The following is a 20,879-nucleotide window of genomic DNA, read 5'->3' as shown; positions in this document are numbered from 1 at the left end:
TTCTGCGCTGTGTCTTGCAGTAGCGGCCAAATGTAACACCCGCGCCGCCAACCTAGCTTTCGTTTCCGGATAGTTTGAACCGTGATTACCACTTGAGCCGGCGCGCGACATCAGCCGCGTAAGTCTTCAATTGGACTAAAGATAAGTCCTCCATTCATGATCTGGATCAAAATGCGTCAGCTTGTGACCGGTTATGCAGTAAGCTCACAAAAGGAATCAAAGGTAGCCAGGTCAAAGCGATATGAGCCAACTGACTAGCCGACGCGCGTTTTTAGGCGCAGCAGCATTCCGGGAGAACAGTAACATTGTTCGACCTCCGGGTTCGGTTGTGCCTGGCTTTTCAGATCAATGCAGTAAGTGTGGCGACTGTGTCGAAGCTTGCCCCGAAAGTGTGATTGCCATTGGTCAGGATGGGTATCCGGTGTTTCAACCCACCGAGGGTCCCTGCACTTTTTGTGGGAGTTGCGCCCAATCCTGTCCCACGGATGCCCTGGACATAGAACGCCTGCAAGACTGGCCGTGGCGCGCGTCGGTCGAGGCTGTGTCCTGCCTGTCTACCAATGGCGTCAGCTGTCGGGTGTGTCAGGACAATTGCGAACAAAACGCCATCAGCTTCAGGCTGCAACTGGGTGGCCGCGCGGATCCATCTTTAGACCTCGACGCCTGCACTGGTTGTGGGTCGTGTACGGTGTCCTGCCCGGTCAATGCCGTCACATTGAAACGCCAAACCATATCTCAAACGGAAGTCAGCCAATGAATATCTGCGGATGCCTTTTACATATCGCGCAAGCGCACACACTGGCGGCGTCCGAGGCAATGAAAGACACCGCCGGTGTCGAAATTCACGCCGAGGCCGAAGATGGCCGTTTTGTAATTGTTGTCGAAGACACGCCGACACGCCTTGCGTCCGAGATCATCATGGACCTGCACCAGATCCCCGGGGTGATTTCTCTGACGCTGACGTACCACCATTTCGAGGACATTGCGGACAGCCATCCGCACCCCGATGCCCCAAGCCAAACCACCAGCCGGAGGCCCACGCTATGACTATATCAGAATCTCGTCGGACATTCCTCAAGGCCTCAGCGGCCGCAGCGACGGCCTCTGCCGCAGGTATTCCTCTGGCCACCGGTCAAGCCAACGCGCAGGCTGGTGCCCCAGACATTCGCTGGGACAAGGCTGCCTGCCAATTCTGTGGCACCGGCTGCTCTGTGCTGGTCGGCACTAAGGACGGGCGTGTCGTCGCCACTCAGGGCGATCCTGACGCGCCGGTCAATCGCGGACTAAACTGCATTAAGGGCTATTTCCTGTCCAAGATCATGTATGGCAAGGATCGCCTGACCACCCCATTGCTGCGCAAGACCAACGGCGAATATGACAAGAACGGTGAGTTTGAGCCGGTCAGTTGGGACGAAGCCTTTGACGTCATGGCCACCAAGTGGAAGGAGGCGCTGGCCAAGAAGGGCCCGACCAGTGTCGGCATGTTCGGGTCAGGCCAGTGGACGGTTTGGGAAGGCTATGCTGCCTCGAAATTGATGAAAGCCGGGTTCCGGTCCAACAATATCGACCCCAACGCGCGGCACTGTATGGCCTCCGCGGTCGTGGGCTTTATGCGTACCTTCGGAATTGACGAGCCAATGGGTTGCTATGACGATTTGGAACACGCGGATACTTTCGTGCTGTGGGGATCGAACATGGCCGAAATGCACCCGATCCTGTGGTCGCGCCTGACCGACACGCGCCTGACCAAGCCGGGATGCGAAGTGCATGTTCTGTCGACATTCGAACATCGCTCGTTCGAGCTTGCTGATAATGGCCTAGTGTTTAACCCGCAGACCGATCTGGCGATCCTGAATTACATCGCCAATTACATCATTCAGAACGGCGCGGTTAACGAAGAGTTTGTCAACAAACACGTCAACATCACCAAGACCGCCACCGATATCGGTTATGGTCTGCGCGATACAAACGCGCTGCAGCAAGATGCAGAGAACCCAAACTCGGGCAAGCTCGAGACTATCAGCTTTGAAGAATACGCCGAGGCGGTCGCGCCTTATTCGTTGGAATACACAGCCGAGCTGTCTGGCGTGCCCGCCGATAAACTTGAGAAGCTGGCGCAACAATATGCAGACCCGAACCGCAAAGTGATGAGCTTGTGGACCATGGGCTTCAACCAGCACACCCGCGGATCGTGGGTGAATTCGCTGATGTATAATGTACACCTGCTGGTTGGTAAGATCTCAGAACCCGGCAACTCGCCTTTCTCGCTGACCGGTCAGCCCTCGGCCTGTGGAACCGCGCGTGAGGTGGGCACGTTCGCACACCGGCTGCCTGCTGACATGGTGGTGGCAAATGACGAACACCGTCAGATTTGCGAAGCCGCCTGGAACATCCCGGCAGGCACTATTCCACCTAAGCCCGGGTTCCATGCTGTCTTGCAGCACCGGAAGCTGAAGGATGGTGAACTGAATGCCTATTGGGTACAGTGCAACAACAACATGCAGGCGGCACCCAATATCAACGAGGAAGGTTACCCGGGTTATCGCAACCCGGAAAACTTCATCGCAGTCTCTGACCCTTATCCAACAGTCACGGCTGTCTCTGCCGATTTGATCCTGCCCACCGCCATGTGGGTCGAAAAAGAAGGTGCCTATGGCAACGCGGAACGCCGTACGCAGTTCTGGCGCCAGCAGGTGAAAGCGCCAGGAGAAGCAAAATCTGACCTGTGGCAGTTGATGGAGTTTTCGAAACGCTTCACCGTTGAAGAGGTCTGGGATGAAGAGCTGCTGGCCAAGATGCCCGAACACCGCGGCAAGACTATGTATGATGTGCTTTACGCCAACGGATCGGTGGACAAGTACCCCCTAGCCGAAACTGCGGAAGGCTTTGACAACGACGAATCCGAGCATTTTGGGTTCTACGTCCAGAAAGGCCTGTTTGAGGAATATGCTGAATTTGGCCGTGGCCACGCGCATGACCTTGCACCGTTCGAAACCTATCATCAGGCGCGTGGATTGCGCTGGCCAGTCGTGGACGGGCAAGAAACCCTTTACCGCTTCCGCGAAGGGTACGATCCTTATGTGCCGGAAGGCGCAGATGTAAAATTCTACGGTCATAAGGACGGCAAAGCCAAGATCATCTTTGCCCCCTATGAACCCGCCGCTGAGGAGCCAGATGAAGAATATGACCTGTGGTTGTCTACCGGTCGCGTGCTGGAACATTGGCATTCAGGCTCGATGACGCGCAGGGTGCCAGAACTGCACCGCGCCTTTCCCTCGGCTGTGGTGTACATGCATCCGCAGGACGCCAAGGATCGGGGACTGCGTCGCGGGCAGGAAATTGTGCTCTCGACCCGCCGGGGCGAGGTCACCAGTCGGGTTGAAACCCGGGGCCGCAACAAGGTGCCGCGCGGCTTGGTCTTTATGCCGTGGTTTGATGAACACCAGTTGACCAACAAGCTGACGCTGGACGCAACCTGTCCGCTGTCGAAGGAAACCGACTACAAGAAATGCGCCTGTAAGGTCGAGCGCGCGTAATCGGCACGGATCGCAAAGGTAATCCCCATGCCCCTCGCCGAAACACCCCTTTCGCCGAAACGTCGCCGCTTCCTTCAGGATACGGCGCGTACGGCAGGTGGCTGTGTGGTCGCCGGATCACTGCTGGCATGGCTGGCCCGCGACGCCCTTGCATTGCCGGCCGAGGCATTGCGCCCCCCCGGCGCGTTGCCAGAGCGGGAGTTCCTATCGGCCTGCATTCGCTGCGGGCTGTGTGTGCGAGACTGCCCCTATGATACCTTGAAACTGGCCGAACTTGGGTCGGATGCTGGGGCGACGGGCACGCCCTATTTCACCGCTCGCGATGTGCCTTGCGAAATGTGCGACGATATCCCTTGTGTTGCCGCCTGCCCGACCGGTGCGCTTGATCCCACGTTGGATGACATTGACGATGCCAAAATGGGCGTCGCGGTTCTGGTCGATCAGGAAAACTGCCTGAACTTCTTGGGCTTGCGGTGTGACGTTTGTTACCGTGTCTGCCCGGTGATAGACGAAGCGATCACGCTGGAAACGGCGCATAACGCCCGCTCGGGTCACCACGCGATGTTTATCCCAACCGTACATGCCGACCGCTGCACCGGCTGTGGCATGTGCGAAAAAAGCTGTGTTCTGCCTGAAGCCGCAATCAAGGTATTGCCGGCCCGTCTTGCGCGCGGCAGCAGCGCGGATCATTACCGCAAAGGATGGGAAGAAAAAGATGCCAAGGGCGCGCCGGTTGTCGAAGGCATAATCGACCTACCCGACCGTCTGCCCGGCCCGGGGGTCGACAACCTGATCGCACCGGGTGGTTTTGAACCCGCCTATGATCTTCCAGGGGTGGGACAATGACCACCCGCGCACATATGCCAATAGGCCAAGAGGCCGTGGCGGTCAAAGGCTGGGTCGGCGCGCATAAATACCTGATACTGCGCCGTATCAGTCAGCTGTTCTTTCTGGTCCTGTTCCTGTTGGGACCCTGGTTCGGAATCTGGGTCGTTAAAGGTACCTTGGCAGGATCGCAGACCCTGGGTGTACTGCCGTTGACGGACCCATTCATCATGTTGCAAAGCATGATCGCCGGGCATTGGCCGGCGCTGACCGCTTTGATTGGCGGCTTGATCGTCGTGGTGGCCTATGCGCTGGTCGGGGGCCGCGTCTATTGTTCTTGGGTCTGTCCGATCAACCCGGTGACCGACGCGGCAAACTGGCTGCACAGGCGATTGGATTTGCCGAAAGGTTGGCAACCTAAACGGCGCACGCGGTTGTGGATATTGGCCACCGCGCTGATCGTCTCGGGCCTCACCGGCGTGATCGCATGGGAGATTATCAACCCAATCACCATGTTGCATCGCGGCCTGACTTTTGGGGCCGGTTTTGCCTGGGCCATGGTCGTTGCGATCTTTGTCTTTGATGTGTTTGTCGCCCGCCATGGCTGGTGTGGCCGCATATGCCCGGTTGGTGCGTTTTATGGCCTGATCGGCACCAAAAGCCTGTTGCGGGTCAGCGCGGTTAACCGCTCGGCCTGTGACGATTGCATGGATTGCTACGCCGTCTGCCCCGAAAACCACATCATTTCGCCCGCGCTGAAAGGCAAGCCGGGTTCCACGCCGCTGATCCTGTCAACCGACTGCTCAAACTGCGGTCGCTGTATCGATGTCTGTGCAGTTGATGTCTTCAAATTTACTCACCGGTTCGACGACCAAGTCGCCGCACCTTCCGATCCAGTTCCCGCGCCTGAACCGCGCGTAGCCAGACCTATTTAAGGGAGTGCCGAGATGAACAAGCCAATCCTGACAGGTGTCGTCGCCCTGATCCCCGTTATATTCCTGAGCGGGTTCGTCCTTGCGCAATCCGCGCCGGTGCAAACCCTGCGTGGCGCCGAGGTGGATGAACCCATTCCGTTGGACCAGATTCACAAGAACGTGGAAGGACGGATGCAGCGCAACTATCGCCAGCAACCACCGCTTGTCCCCCACTCGATCGAGCAATACCAGATTGACGTGCGCACCAATCAATGCCTGTCCTGCCATGACTGGACCAAAGCCGGGGAACGCAATGCGCCGACCCTGTCGATGACCCATTATCTGGATCGTGACGGCAATGAGTTGGATCACATCGCCGGGACCCGTTATTTCTGCAACCAGTGCCACGTGCCTCAGGCAGATGCGCCTGCGTTGGTCGACAACGTGTTTGAACCCTCGTCCGGCAATTAATCCAACGCATGCCTGAAAGGAGCACCAAGATGGCAGACTCCCCCGAAAACCGCGGTTGGATCCGCCGCCTCTGGAACGCGATCTGGACCCCGGCTGTTATGTTCAGCTCGGGCTTTCTGATCCTCGCCGGGTTTCTGGCCGGTATTCTGTTCTGGGGTGGGTTCCATTGGACATTGGAACTGACCAATACCGAGGAATTCTGTACTTCATGTCACACCATGGAAACCAACCTGGGTGAGTATCGCGAGACGATCCACTATAACAACCATTCCGGTGTGCGCGCGATCTGCTCTGACTGCCACGTTCCGCATGAATGGAACCATAAAATCAAGGCCAAGATCATGGCTGTTAAGGATGTGTATCACGAGCTTGCGGGGACCATCAGCACGCCGGAGAAGTACGAGGAACACCGTCTGGCTATGGCCTCGGCGGTCTGGAAGAAAATGAAAGCGTCTGACAGCCGTGAATGCCGCAACTGCCACAACTTCGATTATATGGATTTTACCATCCAAGAAGCGCGGGCGGCCTCGGAACACCAGCGCGCCATCGACAACAACATGACCTGCATCGATTGTCACCAAGGCATCGCGCATAGCTTGCCGCAGGGATATCAGGAGGAATACCAGAAAATCACCGAAACTCTGGCCAGCGAATCCACCGGAAAACTGCAGCAACAGGTGGCGGATGGCAGCACTGAAATCCGGTCATATCTGACCACACAGTCGGATTGAAAAGGGGCAAGATATGCTGGAACTTTTAGGAACAATCGGAGGCAACATCATCGGCTTACCAGGTATTCTGGGCCTGGCGCTGGGTATGATGACGCGTCGCGTATGGCTGGGGGCCTTGATGGGCGGTCTGGTGGGCATTGTTGAGACGCTGCTGTTTGCCCATTGGGATTTTGCCAATGTCGCAACGATCGAGTTGTTGATTGCCGTTGTTGTGGGTTTGTGCGCCGGGACACTGGGTTCTGCAATTCGCATCAAAGGTGCAACCGTCTAATGTCTCTTATAGCGCGGAACTAAACGATCGCGGCCATTCTGCGGTTGGACTAAATCCGGTTGTTGCCAATCGTGTCGATCAACGGTTGCAAGTGACGTTCATACCGACGCCACTTTTGCTTTGACGACGCATAGAGCGGCTGGCGCACTTGTTGAACGCTGGCCGTTCGCACCCGACGCTTGCCCGAATAGAAATCAAGGCAGGTCTCGTCCCACTCCAAACCGCAATAGTCGATCATCCCACGCGCAACGGTGTCGATATCATCGACCAACGCCTCATACCGGACCGTATGGAACGCGCCCTGAGGCAGCGTGGCTTGCCAGTGTTTCATCATCCGGACGTAGTTGTTGTAATACCGTCCCAGCTCGATCTGGTCATAGCTGTGCAACTGGCTGCGTTCGAACAACCGCGTATAGCAGGACAAGCATATGTCGAGCGGATCGCGCGCAACATGGATAATACGGGCATTTGGCATCAGACCGTGGATCAGCCCGATCAACTGAAAATTGGCGGGCATCTTGTCCACCACCCGAAGCGCATCTGCTGCATGAGCGGACAGCAAATCCACATAATCCTCCGCGCGACGGGTCAGTTGCTCGGCTGACATAGAGGCCATGGCGCGTGGCACGTTAGAACGGCCGTCGTCGAGATGACCAAACAGGTTCTGCAGATCGTTCAGTTCCCCGGCACCGAACACGTCTGGATGGGCATCCAGAATGGATTCGGTCAGTGTGGTACCTGACCTTGGCATGCCCACCACAAATATTGGCTTGAGGCTTGTGATCGCGCTTTGGCGCAGGTCCGATATTTTCCGTGCGTCGAAGGTCGTGATCAGGTCATCCGTTAGCGTATCGGTGTCAGCCGGATCATAGGCGATCTGCGATCGTTTCAGCGCCGCGCCATTTTTGAACTGAGCGAATGCCTCATCATAACGTTTGAGCTTTTCATAGGATTCACCCATCGCATAGTGATATGAGACCGCCTTTTGCGGCAGCATGGTTGGGGCGGTGGGCAATGCCGCTTCAAGCGCCTGAAACACAGGGCTGTCCTCGGTGACCTTTTCCAGGCGGGCCAACGCAATTTGCGCGCTCAGTGGGTCTTCGGCGCATGATGCGGCCTCTTCGAACAGCTGGCGCGCCGTGTCGAATTCGGCCTGTTCAATGGCAAGATGTCCTAGGGCCAGCCTGCTGGCGCTGAGCTTGGGCTTGAGGTCGATCGCCTTGCGAAACAGATCCTTTGCCGTTTCCGCTTTGCCCAGATGCGCCTTGATCAATGCCATTTGGTGACAAGCCGAGGCATTCTCTGGATCCAGGCGCAAAGCCTGCTCAGCCTCGATCACAGCCAGTTTGGGATGGTTTTTTTCAAACAATACCTGCGACAGGCCAACATAGCTTTCGGCCTTTTTATCGTTCAAAGAGATGGCATTGCGAAACGCGTTTTCTGCCTTGTCCAGATCGTTTTCCAACATGAAAATACGACCGAAATTTCGATGTAATTCCGCGTCACGCGGCGCGTGTTTGGCAAAGCTCTCGGCTGTTGAGTGAGCAGACGGGATATCTTCAGCCTCGATCAGAACCGAGATCAGATTATTGGCAGTTTCGGAAGAACCTGGGTTGATCCGCAGCGCGCGCTGGTAATAGCGGGCAGCCGTGTCGCGATCCCCTTCATCGCGCGCGATACTGCCCAGATTGTTGAGAGCCCTGTCAAAATCGGGTGCCAATGCCAGCGCCCGTTCCTGTGCAATGCGCGCTTGTTCAAGATCGTTCAGGTCGTAATGAACAAGGCCCAGATTGGAATGCGCAGCCGCATGACCCGGGGCCAGTCGAACCGCACGTTCTCCCGCGGCGCGGGCCTGTTCCAATTGCCCGGAGCTGCGCAGAATCTCAGTGTAGTTGGTTAGAAAATGTACGTTTTCGGGCTGCAGTTGCACCGCCCGGCCAACCGCTTTGACAGCCGGCTCGATTTGCCCGATCTGAAAGGCAATCAGACCCAGCATATGATGCGTTTGTGCGTGCTGCGGCGCAACTTTAACGATTTCCGAAAACACCGCGACTGCCTTTTGCAGCTGCCCATTTTCATACTGCGCCATCGCCTGAGCGAATGCGTCCTGTACCGAAATCTGCTGCTGCGTCGTCATGAATTTGCCTCCTACGGGTCAACGCAGACATGGCCTGAGCTTGCCTTATTCTTAACGCTGATCTGTGTTTCGTAGAGCATTCTTGCCCAGCCGTCCATCCGCTGTACCGGCGAAAACCGCAAGTATCAATACGATATATTGTGTGATCCTAATGCCATACAACAATATATTCGGCAGTTTTATAACAATGTCACATTTGCGCCCAGCTTCGCTCCTAGGTAGCAGGCCTGAAAAATCGTTAACAAGTTATATCCTTTGGGAGGGACTTTCGAAAATGAGTGGTGGCGTAGTTCAGCACGCACGTGAATGTGCAGTGCGCGGTGGTCGTATGGTCAAATGGAAAGGTCGGGTAGCAAGCGTTGCGCCCTCAGTTTTCCTGGCCTCAGTATCTGTGGCAGCTTTGTCCGTTGGTATTGCTTCAGCCGAAGTTGTTTCGACCCCCCAGAACACACGGCAGGTGTTTTCGGTCGATGAAAACAACACTATCACGGCCACAGGTGCAGTGAATCTGACCACATCAGGTGGTCCGGCGGTTGTCATCGATACTGACTACACAAGCCGGTTCACAAACAATGGTACCATCTCAGGGCCATCGGCAGCCAGTGGTTTAGGGTTCGGTGTATTGTTGAACGGCAACCTGTCCGCATCGGGGCAAATCGTCAACAACGGCACAATCGATATTCGAGTGGACACGTCAGCATTCGGCGCCGCTTTGGGCTTCCTGATGGGCGGAAACTTTGGTGGTGATTTCATTAACACTGGCACAGTAACGGCCAGAGCGACATCAGCTTCTGTCGGCAACGCAAGCGCACTGGGCGCCGTGTTCACAAATGGCACCGCTTCAACGGGATCGGTTTTCAACTCGGGCACGATCACGGCGATTGCCGATGGGTCCGGCTCAAGCCAGGCGTCCGCTTTTGGGTTGCTCTTTGTGGGCGACGCGAACGCCGACATGATCAACAATGGCACAATTCGTGCGATTGCTGGTGATGCAACGACGGCCGCGGCGGTAAGTCTATTTGTGACTGGCGACATGAACGGGGACCTGACCAATTCTGGAACCCTTCACGCGGCGGCGGATCAAAATGACAGCCTTGCCGAAGCCGTTGGCGTTCGGGTGCAGGGCGTTGCAAACAGCAACATCAGCAACACTGGAAACGTTTCGGTCAACGCCTCTGGTCTGACGTCGGCGACTGCCTGGGCATTCCACCTGGAAGACGATTTGAACGGTGACCTGACCAACAGCGGGACGATAACCGCCATTGCAAACGCTGCATCCGGAAGTGCTGATGGTGCAGCAGTTTACATTGAGGGCGACACAACCGGCAATATCACCAACACCGGAACCATCATCGCACGTGGAGAGGCGACCGATTCAGCTTCGGCCTCGGCCTATTACCTTTCCGGCGATTTGACCGGTGACTTCGACAACTCGGGAACCATCTCTCTGATTGCGAACTCGACTGATGAAGAAGCCGAGGCACTGGGTTTGTATGTCAGTGGCGATTTGAATGGCAACATCACCAACAGCGGCAGTATTAGTTTGCAAGCAGACGGAGTAGAGTCCGCAACGGCCACGGTGTTCGACATTAACGGTGACCTGACTGGGAACTTTATAAACAGCGGCACAATCACGGCACAGGCAACCGATCTGGATGATGATGAAGCCGATGCCTACGTGCTGGATCTCAGTGGCGATATGACCGGTAACATTATCAATACCGGCACGATCACCTTGCAGGCGGATGGATATTCATCTGGCACGGCGACCACCTTCGAAATCACTGGCGATTTTACCGGTGACTTCAATAACAGCGGTACAATCATTGCCCAGGCGACCAGTCAGACCGAAGAAGTGGAAGCTTATGCTCTGGAATTGCGCGGCGACATGGTCGGCAACATCACCAACAGCGGCACCATCCTGGTCAGAGGTGACGGAGAAACTTCAGCAACTGTTGCAGGTTTTTATCTGCGCGGTTCATTGGAGGGCAACTTTACGAACTCTGGCTCCATCACAGCTATCGCAACTGACCAGACCGAGGAGGCAGAAGCCTTTGGCCTGGAAGTTCGTGACGGCATGGTCGGTAACATCACCAACAGTGGCACTGTATCTGTCCAGGGTGATGGCTATTCATCAGCAACCGTTGCAGGTTTCTATATCCGCGGAGGGCTGGAAGGGGATTTCAACAATTCCGGCACCGTGACTGCAGTGGCCACCGACCAGACTGACGAGGCCGAGGCCTATGGCCTGTATGTCAGCGGCGGTATGACCGGCAATATCCACAACAGCGGCTCGATCTCGGCCACAGCACACGGAGACACCGAAGGCACAGGCGCAGGCGTCTACATCTCTGGCGGTCTGGATGGAAACATCACCAATACGGGCTCTATCACAGTGCTTGTCACCGACAACACCAGTTCTGCCGAAGCCTACGGGATATACAGCAGCAGTGAAACAACAGGCAACATCACCAACAGCGGTACCATTCAGGTTACCGCCCGCGGCGACACCAGCGCTTCGGCAACGGCATATGGCGCATACATCACAGAGTTCGACGGAACGATGTCGAATTCTGGTGTGATCAGAGCCATCAGCACCTCGGAAACAGAAGAGGCCGAAGCGGTTGGTCTTTACCTTCGCAATGGATCTGTTGGCAGGGTCATCAACAGCAATGTTGTTTCGGCATCTGCTACCGGTGCGACAGAGGCAGAGGCCCAAGCGATCTATCTGGACGACGAGTTTACGGGAAGTATCACCAATACTGGTACGCTGGTGGCGTCCGCAAGGATCACCAATAACACCGACTTTTTCCAAGGCACTGCTGCTGGCGTTTGGGCAGATGACATGCAGGGCACGTTCTCGAACACCGGTGTGATCACGGCCACGGCGTCCGGTGCGGGGGAATCCAATGCTTATGGTCTGTACTTCGAAAACTTCGATGGTGTGATCACGAATGTCGGCGAGATTTCGGCAAGCTCTGACACTGGCGATGCATACGCCATTTTCCTTGGCACCGGCACCGGCACCCTCAACGTGGTCAACACTGACAAGGTCACCGGACTAATTCGCGTGCAGGATCACAACGTCAATTTGGACGCAGTCGGGGGCAGTTCAATCTTTGAATTCGAAGATGCCGCCCCGGGTGTAGGAACCTTTACCACCACAGTATCCGATGGCCGGTCGGGCTGGTTCGTGCACGATGAAGGTGGCGCAGCTCCGATCTATGCAAGCGTTGATGGGGCTGATGTGCTGAATTCCGCAGAGGTCACAGCCTTTTACGGCCATGTAGTCGGCTCTTCGACCTCAGCGTTGCGATATGCTCCTCAGGCGCAGGTCACGCGCAGTGCCACCACGGGGCGCGTATCTGGCCTGACATTCGGTGCATTCCGCCCCTATGTCATGATCGATGCAGCGTCGCGCCGGTTTGAAAACGTAACCGAAACCAATACCGATGTCACTGTGTTCAACGGCAGTGTCGGGTATTCCGGTCAGCTGGACAACGGCCTTGCCCTGGCGCTGGGTTTGGGTGTCTTCCGTTCGGACGGAGACACGGACACAACCGATTTCGACACGGACGGTTTCTATCTGGATGCCTCTTTGGGTCGTCAGATTGGATCATACACGATTGAAGCCGGTCTGGGTTATGGCTGGCTGTCGACCGACAAGTCGCGCCAGATCGCTGGCAGTGAGGATGCAAATGCCGATTTCGACAGCACCTTGTTGACGGCCTATGTTGGGGTCGAGCGCGCCTTTGATGTCGGAGACGAATTTGGGCTGCTGGGCTTTGGTGACGTGCGTTATACGCGTCAGAAGGATGAAGGTTATACTGAAACCGGGTCCTCAGCCAATGCTACCGTCGGCGACAGTACCACCGAGGTGATCGAGGCTCGTCTGGGCGTTGAGGCCGAAAAATCACTGGGTAATCGAGGTCTTTTAGTTGGTCAGTTGTCCGGAGTTCTGCGCCGCGATTTGGGTGATACCGAGGCCTCAGTCACTGTGTTCTCCACCACACAGTCGCTGTCCTTTGCCACCTCGGATTTCTCGGGTGCCAGCGTACTGGTCGGATACGAACATGAGCTTATCACTGACATGCTGTTCGAAGTGAATGCCGAACAGGAAATTGGTGACGACGCACAGGGTCCAAACTTCCAGGCCGGGTTGCGCTGGTCGTTCTAAGACCAGCCACCAAAAAATCTTAGACACCCCGGTATGTTAACCAACCGGGGTGTCTTTTTAGGACATCACCAGCGGCTTCAGACGCCGACGTTGACCACCATTTTTCCGAAATTGCCGCCGCCAAGCAGTTGGTTAAACGCTTCGGGGGCGTTTTCCAGCCCGTCGACCATATGCTCTTTGTATTTGATCGATCCGTCCTGAAGCCAACCCATCATATTGCGGCGGAACTCTTCATATACCTCGCGCGTGAAGTTGTCGAAGATGATAAAGCCCTGCATCTTGACTTTCATGCGCAGCAAGGTGCCCATGATGGCTGGTCCCATATCCGGCCCATCCGGCAGACCCGGCAGGTTGTACCACGCCACGATGCCACACACAGGCATACGGGCAAACGGGTTCAGCAAGGGAAGCACGGCATACAGGACCTTGCCGCCAACATTCTCAAAATAAACGTCAATCCCATCTGGACACGCGGCTTTCAACTGGTCTGCAAAATCAACGGCCGTGTGGTCGATACAGGCGTCAAACCCAAGGTTTTCGACAACATGCGCGCATTTCTCTGCACCCCCTGCAATGCCAACGACCCGGCACCCTTTGAGCTTTGCGATCTGGCCAACAGTCGCACCAACTGGCCCCGCAGCGGCGGCAACGACGACGGTTTCACCCGGCTTGGGCTCACCAATTTTCAGCAGACCAGCATAGGCGGTATAGCCCGGCATTCCCAGAATCCCCAATGCCCAGGACGGGTTTTCAGGCGACTTCCCAAGGTTCATCACCTCGGTCCCGTCGGAAATCGCGTAATCCTGCCAGCCGCTGCCGGACAGAATATAATCCCCTGCCTCAAAGCCATCCAGATTGGAGGATACAACCTGAGCCACGACCTGAGCGGTCATGACGCCGCCAATCGAAACCGGCTCGGCATATGATTTAGCGTCGTTCATGCGGCCGCGCATGTAGGGGTCCAGCGACAGGTACACTGTGCGCACCAGCATCTCATTCGCGCCGGGGACAGGGACCTCGGTCGTGGCTATGCGCAGGGTGTTGGCATCGGGCTCGCCTTTCGGGCGTTCGTTTAAGACGATTTGGCGGTTGATCTCAGAGGTTTGCGGCATGTGTTGTGTCCTTTGAATGCTGGTGCCATGTCAGGGATCAAATTGGTGCGCCCATCTTGGCCGGATTGCAACTGAGATAGTCAGAGCCCCACCGGTTTTCCATCCCGTGCATTGCCCAAAGGATCAGGCCCGGTTTCGGAACTCAGTCGGCGTTTGGCCAAATTCCGCCTTGAACGCACGGGTCATTGCGCTGGCGTTTTCATACCCACACCGGCCTGCGATTTCTGCGATGGATTGCTCTGTCTCTTCAGAAAGTTTTCGCGCCAGATTAAGACGCAACCGCCGATACAAAGCTTGCGGCGTAGTCCTGAGCTCATCCTGAACCCGCATCTCAATCCTTTTTTGCGTGCAGCCAATCCTGCGTGCGAGGTCAGTGATCGACAGCGGCGTTTCCAGATTGCTCTGCATGACGTTCAGGGCGCGGTTCACCAGCGTATCTTCGGATTTCAGCGGTAACGTATATTGATCCGCCCTGCCCCGGCTCATGAACAGATGCGCAACCTCCATCGACAATAGCGGGCCCTGATCACGCCGTATAAGGGCCAAGGCCAGATCAAACGCAGCCATCGCCCCCGAACAGGTCAGCCGGTTGCCATCAATGACAAACCGTTTCTGAACAGCCTCTACCGCTGGAAACGCCTCTTCAAAGCGGGACAGCTCATCCCAATGAATGGTTGCCCGGTGATCATCCAGTAACCCGGCACAGGCCAACAGCCAACTTCCGGTATCCAAACCCGCCAGTTGCGCGTGTTTGGACGCCGCTGATAACAGGGTCCGGATGGTAGGCCGCGTGTCCAGGGCCAGATAACCATAAGACGGCATGACTACCAGGACATCGCCGTTCAGATCGCCAAGAGCGCCGTCCGGGGTGACCGCCAGGCCGCTGGAACTGTGGACAGGCTGCCCGTCTATCGAACAAAAGCGCCACGCGTACAATGTTTGTCGCGATAGCGTATTCGCCGCGCGCAAGGGTTCAACCATGTTGGCCAGGCAATGGTTCGAGAAACCATCAAACAGCAAAACATTGTATTGGCGGGTCAAAATTTTTCCAAACCTGCACGATCATTGATCAACTCTGCATGTCGAGAAGATGCGCAATGCCGTTTCCTTCGTCAATCACCTATCCAAGGAACATGTGACATGCAGTTTGGTTTGTCGGAAGAACAGGACATGATCGTTTCGACTGTTCGCAGTTTTGTCGAAAACGAAATCTACCCCCATGAGGCCAAGGTTGAGCGCACCGGCACCGTTCCGGCGGAATTGGGCGAAGAGATCAAACAGAAATGCATCGATCTGGGCTTTTATGCCTGCAACTTTCCCGAAGAGGTCGGTGGCGCAGGGCTGTCTCATCTGGATTTTACGCTGGTTGAGCGGGAACTGGGTCGCGGCTCCATGGCTTTGACCCATTTCTTTGGCCGCCCACAGAATATCTTGATGGCCTGCAATGAAGACCAGCGCGCGCGGTATCTGTTGCCCGCTGTGCGCGGCGAAAGGATGGACGCGCTGGCAATGACCGAACCAGATGCGGGCTCGGACGTGCGCGGGATGAAATGCCAGGCTGTGCGGGATGGCGGTGACTGGGTCGTCAACGGGTCCAAGCACTTTATTTCAGGGGCCGAACACGCGGATTTCTTCATCGTTTTCATCGCAACCGGGGTAGACGAGACCCCGAAAGGCCCCAAGAAACGCATCACTACTTTTCTGGTGGATAGGGGCACCCCGGGGTTTGAAGTGCGCGAAGGTTATAATTCGGTCAGCCACAAGGGGTACAAGAACTACATCCTTTACTTCGACAATTGCCGCCTGCCCGATGCGCAGGTTCTGGGCGAGGTCGATGGTGGCTTTGCGGTGATGAACGAATGGCTCTACGCCACCCGGCTGACCGTTGCGGCTTTCTCGGTTGGGCGCGCCCGTCGCTGTTTTGACTACGCTTTGAATTATGCGGCCGAGCGAAAACAATTTGGTCAACCCATCGGCAAGTTCCAGGGGGTTGGTTTCCAGATCGCAGACATGATCACTGAGATCGACGCGGCAGATTGGCTGACCCTGTCGGCTGCGTGGCGTTTGGATCAATCCCTGCCCGCCAACCGTGAGATCGCCTCGGCCAAACTCTACGCCTCAGAGATGCTGGCTCGGGTCACCGATACAACATTGCAGATCTTTGGCGGCATGGGGCTGATGGACGATTTCCCGATCGAGCGGTTCTGGCGCGATGCCCGGGTTGAGCGGATTTGGGACGGAACCAGCGAAATCCAGCGCCATATCATCAGCCGCGATCTGCTGCGCCCCTTGGGTGCCTAAGCCGTGACCATGGATCTGACCCGGCTACTTCGCCCGAACTCCATTGCCGTCATTGGCGGCGGTGCCTGGTGCCAACAGGTTGTTCTGCAATCCGAGCGTATGGGATATTCCGGTCAAATCTGGCCGGTTTACCCGAAGGCGAACGAAGTGGCAGGGCATCAAGCCTATGCCCGTCTTGAAGATCTGCCCGCAGCCCCCGATGCAGTGTTTATCGGCATCAATCGTCATGCCACGATTGAGGCGGCGCAGGTTCTGTCGCGTATGGGTGCCGGAGGTGCGGTGTGTTTTGCCTCGGGCTTTTCCGAGGCCACGGCAGAGGATGTCACAGGCGGCGCGCTGCAGGATCAATTGATCAAAGCCGCTGGTGACATGCCGATTTTGGGGCCTAATTGCTATGGGTTCATCAATGCGCTCGACGGGGCATTGTTATGGCCGGATCAACACGGGGCGACGCCTGTAGACAAGGGCGTTGCGATCCTGACGCAAAGCTCGAATATCTCGATCAATCTGACCATGCAAAAACGAGGTCTGCCGATTGCCTATATGGTAACCTGCGGAAACATGGCGCAAACCAGTCAGGCTCAGATCGCCGCATCCCTGATCGATGACCCGCGCGTCACAGCTGTGGGCTTGCATGTCGAAGGGTTCAAGGACATTCGCGAATGGGAGGCACTGGCTGCCAAAGCTCATGACAAAGGCATCCCGTTGATCGCCTTAAAGGTTGGCGCGTCTGAAAAGGCGCGGGCGGCGACTGTATCCCACACCGCGTCTTTGGCTGGTAGTGATGCCGGGGCGCAGGCGCTGCTGGCGCGTTTAGGCATACCGCGCCTGTCGACCTTGCCCGAGTTTCTGGAAACGCTGAAACTGTTGCACTGCTATGGCCCGCTGCCGGGCGGCAGCATCGCCTCGATCAGCTGTTCGGGGGGTGAGGCCAGCTTGATCGCGGATATGGCGGTTGGAACTGGCCTGAACTTTCCAAACCTGAGTAAAGACAAGAAAGCCTGTCTACGAGATGCGTTGGGGCCAATGGTCGCGCTGAGTAACCCTTTGGACTATCACACCTATATCTGGCGCGACGAAGAGGCGATGGCCCGGGCGTGGTCCGGGATGACCGGCGACGATATCGACCTGACGGTCTCGATCGTTGACTACCCAACCACCGACCCGGCGGACTGGGCCTGTGCCACACAGGCCGCGCTGAGAGTGCGCGCTGAAACGGGCGCGCGATTTGCCGTTGCCGCCACCCTGCCCGAGCTTCTGCCTGACACTGTTGCGCAAGAGTTGATGACCGGCGGAGTTGTCCCGCTGATGGGCCTGCGTGAGGCTCTATCCGCCACACGCGCGGCGACGCAGATATCGGCGCCGGCCACCGACCCAATCTGTTTACCTGGCAAGGTCGATGCCACAACAACCTTAACCGAGGCGCAAGCCAAGCAAGCCCTGGCGGAATGTGGATTGCTTATTCCGCAACACCGTACCGTTCGCGACGCTGCCGAGGCGCGCAACGCTGTGCAAAAGTTGCAAGCACCGTTCGCCGTGAAAGGCGTAGGGTTGGCACATAAATCCGAACATGCGGCCGTGCGTCTGGGCGTATCAGCTGCAGACGTCGCCGATGTTGCCAGGGACATCGGCACCGAAGAAATTCTGATCGAAGAAATGATCACCGGACCCGTGGTCGAGTTGCTAATCGGTGTGGTTCGCGACCTGGCGCACGGGTTTGTCCTGACACTGGGCGCAGGTGGTTTGATGACCGAGATATTGCGCGATACCGTGTCCCTGCTGGTGCCCAGCACGGCCGATGACATCCGCGTCGCACTTGGATCATTGAACATCGCACCCCTTTTGACGGGCTATCGAGGCCAGTCCGCGGCTGATATGGATGCGATTATCAGCGCTGTTCAGGCCGTTCAGGACTATGTCATGCAAAATGCCGACACGCTTGGCGAGGTTGAAATCAATCCGCTCCTCTGCACGCCAGATACGGCTGTCGCAGTGGATGCCCTCATCAGAAAGGCCTGAGATATGGACCCGATCAAAACCCGCCGTGAAGAGGCAATTCTTGAGGTGACGCTGGATCGGCCCAAGGCCAACGCCATCGACCTGGCCACCAGCCGGATCATGGGAGAGGTCTTTGCCGGTTTCCGCGATGATCCGGACCTGCGCGTGGCCATTCTGACCGGCGGAGGCGAGAAGTTCTTTTGCCCAGGCTGGGATCTGAAAGCCGCCGCTGACGGGGATGCCGTCGATGGGGATTACGGTGTTGGCGGCTTTGGCGGGCTGCAGGAACTGCGCGACATGAACAAGCCGATCATCGCAGCCGTCAACGGTATCGCTTGTGGTGGTGGGTTGGAACTGGCCCTGTCAGCCGACATGATCCTGGCCGCCGAGCATGCTACATTCGCCTTGCCGGAAATCCGCTCGGGCACTGTTGCTGATGCAGCCAGCGTGAAACTGCCCAAACGCATCCCATACCACATCGCAATGGAGTTGCTGTTAACCGGGCGCTGGTTTGACGCGACCGAGGCCAACCGCTGGGGTTTGGTCAACGAGATCATCGCATCGGATCAACTGATGGACCGCGCTTGGGAACTGGCCCGTCTGCTGGCCTCGGGCCCTCCGCTGGTTTATGCCGCAATCAAGGATATCGTGCGGGACGCCGAAGACAGTAATTTTCAGGATGCCATGAACCGCATTACCAAGCGCCAGTTGCGCAGTGTTGATACTCTTTACGCAAGCGAAGACCAACTGGAAGGTGCCCACGCCTTTTCCGAGAAACGCGACCCCGTCTGGAAAGGTAAATAGACGGTGTCTTAGGTTATGTACCTATAACTGCAATTGTATCTTTCGGCATCCTGGAAGGGTCTGGTCAGAAAACTGTGGCGGCCAACCCAAGGGAGGTCGGGTTGGTCGCATTCCTGGCGGCACCACTTCCGCCAGGCGATTCCTACTAGGGGATAGGAGTCAAACTATGGCTCTTTCGTCAACATCCAGAACCGTACCGGAAGTGCGACCGCGGCCACCAAAAGACCCAGCAAGTATCCGATCCAGACCCCAACCGCCCCATAGCCCAGAACGAACCCAAGCCCATAGCTTGCCGGCAGCGCCAGGGGCCAATAAGCGGTAAGCGTTATGAAAGTTGGCAGGTTCATGTCGGACATACCCCTGAGTGCCCCCAAGGCGGTACCCTGCACCCCGTCGGCCACCTGCAACAGCGCCACAACGATGAACAAGGTCGCCGCCAGATCAATTACCGCCCGGTCGTTCGACATCGTCTCGGCCATCAAGCGTCCGGCGGCAATGAACAGGGCAGCAGCCAGGACTTGCCAGAGGGTCACCATGACAAATGACGCTTTCAGGATCGGGCGCAGGCGCGACCGGCTGCCTCCGCCAACGGCCAACCCGACGCGGATTGAAGCAGCACCTGCCATACCAAGTGGTATCATATAGGCCAGCCCAGCCAGCGCGTTGACGATCTGATGCGCGGCCAGTGCCTCGGCCCCCAACCAGCCCATCATCAGGCCAACGACGGCATAGGCACCACCTTCGCCCGCATAGCCGATGCAAAGTGGCAGCGCGTCTTTGGTTTGTGCCCAGACATCTGTCCAGGTCACGGCGACCCGCTGACGAAAAGCTGCCAGCCCGGGTGTGTAAAGCAGAACAAGGCAGGCCGCCCCAAGTGAAACGCATTGCGACAGGATACTCGCCAAACCCGCACCCAGAATCCCCAGATCAAAGATATGGATAAACGCGTAATTGGCCGGCACGTTGATCAACACCCCAAGATAGGACAATGCCACCGCAGTCCAGGGCCGCCCTACTGCGTCGAACAGAGCTTTGAGGCCGAAAAACAGAGTAAACGGGATGATCCAGATCGCCATCGACATCCAGTAGGGCAAGAGAATGTCCAGAACCTCTTGCGGTTGTCCCAAGGGTCCCAGCAAGGGGAACAGTACGCACATCAGCGCCGCCCCGCCGCCACCGCCCAGCAGGCACATCAACATCCCACTGCGTAAAGCAAGGGCAACGCGCGCAGGATCCTGGGCGCCTTCGGCCTGGCTGATCTGCACTGAAATCGCGGTAATCACGCCCCAGAGCGCGGAAATCAAAATGATCAAAACGGCTGTGGTCACGCCTGCAGCAGCAAGCGGCACTGTTCCCAGAGGAGAGATCATCACAGTGTCAACGACGCCGATTAATAGGGCAGCCGCCAATCCCACCATCAAGGGAACGGCCAGCTGGATCAGCGGCCAGAATTCGGCGCGTGTCGACGCCTGCGGGTTAAAGGTAAGGTCAGTCATGGTTCACCTGTCGGGCCAGCGCCCGACGTCAAAATCGCGTGGTGGAGGTATCGCTCCGCTTCAAAAAAGGCTGTTCAGCCCTGCGACGTGGAAACCATGAGTTTGG

Annotated in this window: 16 protein-coding genes; 12 read left to right on the top strand and 4 right to left on the bottom strand. The window is 56.9% G+C overall.

The window, feature by feature from the left end; genetic code table 11:
* The first annotated feature begins 241 nt into the window (after positions 1-241).
* The 8 genes from napF to SJY13_RS20740 are packed head-to-tail and all read left to right on the top strand — an operon-like array spanning position 242 to position 6,748.
* Positions 242-757, top strand: a complete 516-nt coding sequence (napF, locus tag SJY13_RS20775; protein ID WP_377193952.1) for a ferredoxin-type protein NapF — start codon at positions 242-244, stop codon at positions 755-757.
* Complete coding sequence (locus tag SJY13_RS20770; protein WP_377193950.1) at positions 754-1,047, top strand: chaperone NapD; 294 nt, start codon at positions 754-756, stop codon at positions 1,045-1,047. Before napF ends, SJY13_RS20770 begins: the two co-directional genes overlap by 4 nt.
* Positions 1,044-3,536, top strand: coding sequence for a nitrate reductase catalytic subunit NapA (gene napA / locus SJY13_RS20765; RefSeq protein ID WP_377193948.1), 2,493 nt, complete (start codon positions 1,044-1,046; stop codon positions 3,534-3,536). The genes SJY13_RS20770 and napA overlap by 4 nt, the downstream gene beginning before the upstream one ends.
* 27 nt (positions 3,537-3,563) lie before the next feature.
* A complete protein-coding gene (gene napG / locus SJY13_RS20760) occupies positions 3,564-4,382 on the top strand; it encodes a ferredoxin-type protein NapG (RefSeq protein ID WP_377193946.1) in 819 nt (272 codons plus the stop codon).
* Positions 4,379-5,296 (top strand): quinol dehydrogenase ferredoxin subunit NapH, encoded by a 918-nt coding sequence (gene napH, locus SJY13_RS20755; RefSeq protein ID WP_377193944.1) that lies wholly within the window; start codon positions 4,379-4,381, stop codon positions 5,294-5,296. The genes napG and napH overlap by 4 nt, the downstream gene beginning before the upstream one ends.
* A gap of 12 nt (positions 5,297-5,308) precedes the next feature.
* Positions 5,309-5,746 carry a nitrate reductase cytochrome c-type subunit gene (locus SJY13_RS20750; RefSeq protein ID WP_200818550.1) on the top strand — a complete coding sequence of 146 codons (438 nt, stop codon included), beginning with the start codon at positions 5,309-5,311 and terminating at the stop codon, positions 5,744-5,746.
* 29 nt (positions 5,747-5,775) lie between these two features.
* Positions 5,776-6,477 (top strand): NapC/NirT family cytochrome c, encoded by a 702-nt coding sequence (locus SJY13_RS20745; RefSeq protein ID WP_377193942.1) that lies wholly within the window; start codon positions 5,776-5,778, stop codon positions 6,475-6,477.
* Between the two features lie 13 nt (positions 6,478-6,490).
* Positions 6,491-6,748: a hypothetical protein gene (locus SJY13_RS20740; protein WP_377193940.1), complete on the top strand. Its 258-nt coding sequence runs from the start codon at positions 6,491-6,493 to the stop codon at positions 6,746-6,748.
* A 49-nt stretch (positions 6,749-6,797) separates the two neighbouring features.
* Here SJY13_RS20740 and SJY13_RS20735 read toward each other — a convergent pair whose 3' ends face one another.
* Positions 6,798-8,885 (bottom strand): tetratricopeptide repeat-containing sulfotransferase family protein, encoded by a 2,088-nt coding sequence (locus tag SJY13_RS20735; RefSeq protein WP_377193938.1) that lies wholly within the window; start codon positions 8,883-8,885, stop codon positions 6,798-6,800.
* A 274-nt stretch (positions 8,886-9,159) separates the two neighbouring features.
* Here SJY13_RS20735 and SJY13_RS20730 point away from each other — a divergent pair, with 274 nt between their 5' ends.
* On the top strand, positions 9,160-13,062 hold the full coding sequence (locus SJY13_RS20730; protein WP_377193936.1) for an autotransporter domain-containing protein: 3,903 nt from the start codon (positions 9,160-9,162) through the stop codon (positions 13,060-13,062).
* A 77-nt stretch (positions 13,063-13,139) separates the two neighbouring features.
* Here the strand turns inward: SJY13_RS20730 and SJY13_RS20725 are convergent, their stop codons facing one another.
* Together SJY13_RS20725 and SJY13_RS20720 are read right to left on the bottom strand one after the other, a co-directional pair.
* Positions 13,140-14,174 carry an NADP-dependent oxidoreductase gene (locus SJY13_RS20725; protein ID WP_377193934.1) on the bottom strand — a complete coding sequence of 345 codons (1,035 nt, stop codon included), beginning with the start codon at positions 14,172-14,174 and terminating at the stop codon, positions 13,140-13,142.
* Positions 14,175-14,297: 123 nt separating this feature from the next.
* Positions 14,298-15,215 carry a GlxA family transcriptional regulator gene (locus SJY13_RS20720; protein WP_377193932.1) on the bottom strand — a complete coding sequence of 306 codons (918 nt, stop codon included), beginning with the start codon at positions 15,213-15,215 and terminating at the stop codon, positions 14,298-14,300.
* Positions 15,216-15,314: 99 nt separating this feature from the next.
* On the opposite strand from SJY13_RS20720, the gene SJY13_RS20715 reads away from it, so the two are divergent.
* From SJY13_RS20715 to SJY13_RS20705, 3 genes are read left to right on the top strand one after another with little or no spacing between them, the layout of a single operon-like run.
* Positions 15,315-16,475, top strand: a complete 1,161-nt coding sequence (locus tag SJY13_RS20715; RefSeq protein ID WP_377193930.1) for an acyl-CoA dehydrogenase family protein — start codon at positions 15,315-15,317, stop codon at positions 16,473-16,475.
* A 9-nt stretch (positions 16,476-16,484) separates the two neighbouring features.
* On the top strand, positions 16,485-18,494 hold the full coding sequence (locus tag SJY13_RS20710; protein WP_377194624.1) for an acetate--CoA ligase family protein: 2,010 nt from the start codon (positions 16,485-16,487) through the stop codon (positions 18,492-18,494).
* Between the two features lie 3 nt (positions 18,495-18,497).
* Entirely contained in the window at positions 18,498-19,277 is a 780-nt protein-coding gene (locus SJY13_RS20705) for a carnitinyl-CoA dehydratase (RefSeq protein ID WP_377193928.1), read from the top strand.
* A 164-nt stretch (positions 19,278-19,441) separates the two neighbouring features.
* Here SJY13_RS20705 and SJY13_RS20700 read toward each other — a convergent pair whose 3' ends face one another.
* Entirely contained in the window at positions 19,442-20,773 is a 1,332-nt protein-coding gene (locus SJY13_RS20700; RefSeq protein ID WP_377193926.1) for an MATE family efflux transporter, read from the bottom strand.
* Positions 20,774-20,879 lie beyond the last annotated feature (106 nt).

Origin of the sequence: Ruegeria meonggei (assembly GCF_042768335.1) — a bacterium.
Lineage (GTDB): Bacteria > Pseudomonadota > Alphaproteobacteria > Rhodobacterales > Rhodobacteraceae > Ruegeria > Ruegeria meonggei.
This window is presented reverse-complemented; position numbering and strand designations above follow the sequence as displayed.

What these genes read in the sequence shown, in the direction of transcription:
- SJY13_RS20735 (WP_377193938.1), bottom strand. Translation starts at nt 8,885, where the DNA reads ATGACGACGCAGCAGCAGATTTCGGTACAGGACGCATTCGCTCAGGCG.
- SJY13_RS20705 (WP_377193928.1), top strand. Translation starts at nt 18,498, where the DNA reads ATGGACCCGATCAAAACCCGCCGTGAAGAGGCAATTCTTGAGGTGACG.
- SJY13_RS20770 (WP_377193950.1), top strand. Translation starts at nt 754, where the DNA reads ATGAATATCTGCGGATGCCTTTTACATATCGCGCAAGCGCACACACTG.
- napF (WP_377193952.1), top strand. Translation starts at nt 242, where the DNA reads ATGAGCCAACTGACTAGCCGACGCGCGTTTTTAGGCGCAGCAGCATTC.
- SJY13_RS20725 (WP_377193934.1), bottom strand. Translation starts at nt 14,174, where the DNA reads ATGCCGCAAACCTCTGAGATCAACCGCCAAATCGTCTTAAACGAACGC.
- SJY13_RS20730 (WP_377193936.1), top strand. Translation starts at nt 9,160, where the DNA reads ATGAGTGGTGGCGTAGTTCAGCACGCACGTGAATGTGCAGTGCGCGGT.
- napA (WP_377193948.1), top strand. Translation starts at nt 1,044, where the DNA reads ATGACTATATCAGAATCTCGTCGGACATTCCTCAAGGCCTCAGCGGCC.
- SJY13_RS20745 (WP_377193942.1), top strand. Translation starts at nt 5,776, where the DNA reads ATGGCAGACTCCCCCGAAAACCGCGGTTGGATCCGCCGCCTCTGGAAC.
- napG (WP_377193946.1), top strand. Translation starts at nt 3,564, where the DNA reads ATGCCCCTCGCCGAAACACCCCTTTCGCCGAAACGTCGCCGCTTCCTT.
- SJY13_RS20715 (WP_377193930.1), top strand. Translation starts at nt 15,315, where the DNA reads ATGCAGTTTGGTTTGTCGGAAGAACAGGACATGATCGTTTCGACTGTT.
- napH (WP_377193944.1), top strand. Translation starts at nt 4,379, where the DNA reads ATGACCACCCGCGCACATATGCCAATAGGCCAAGAGGCCGTGGCGGTC.
- SJY13_RS20750 (WP_200818550.1), top strand. Translation starts at nt 5,309, where the DNA reads ATGAACAAGCCAATCCTGACAGGTGTCGTCGCCCTGATCCCCGTTATA.
- SJY13_RS20740 (WP_377193940.1), top strand. Translation starts at nt 6,491, where the DNA reads ATGCTGGAACTTTTAGGAACAATCGGAGGCAACATCATCGGCTTACCA.
- SJY13_RS20700 (WP_377193926.1), bottom strand. Translation starts at nt 20,773, where the DNA reads ATGACTGACCTTACCTTTAACCCGCAGGCGTCGACACGCGCCGAATTC.
- SJY13_RS20710 (WP_377194624.1), top strand. Translation starts at nt 16,485, where the DNA reads ATGGATCTGACCCGGCTACTTCGCCCGAACTCCATTGCCGTCATTGGC.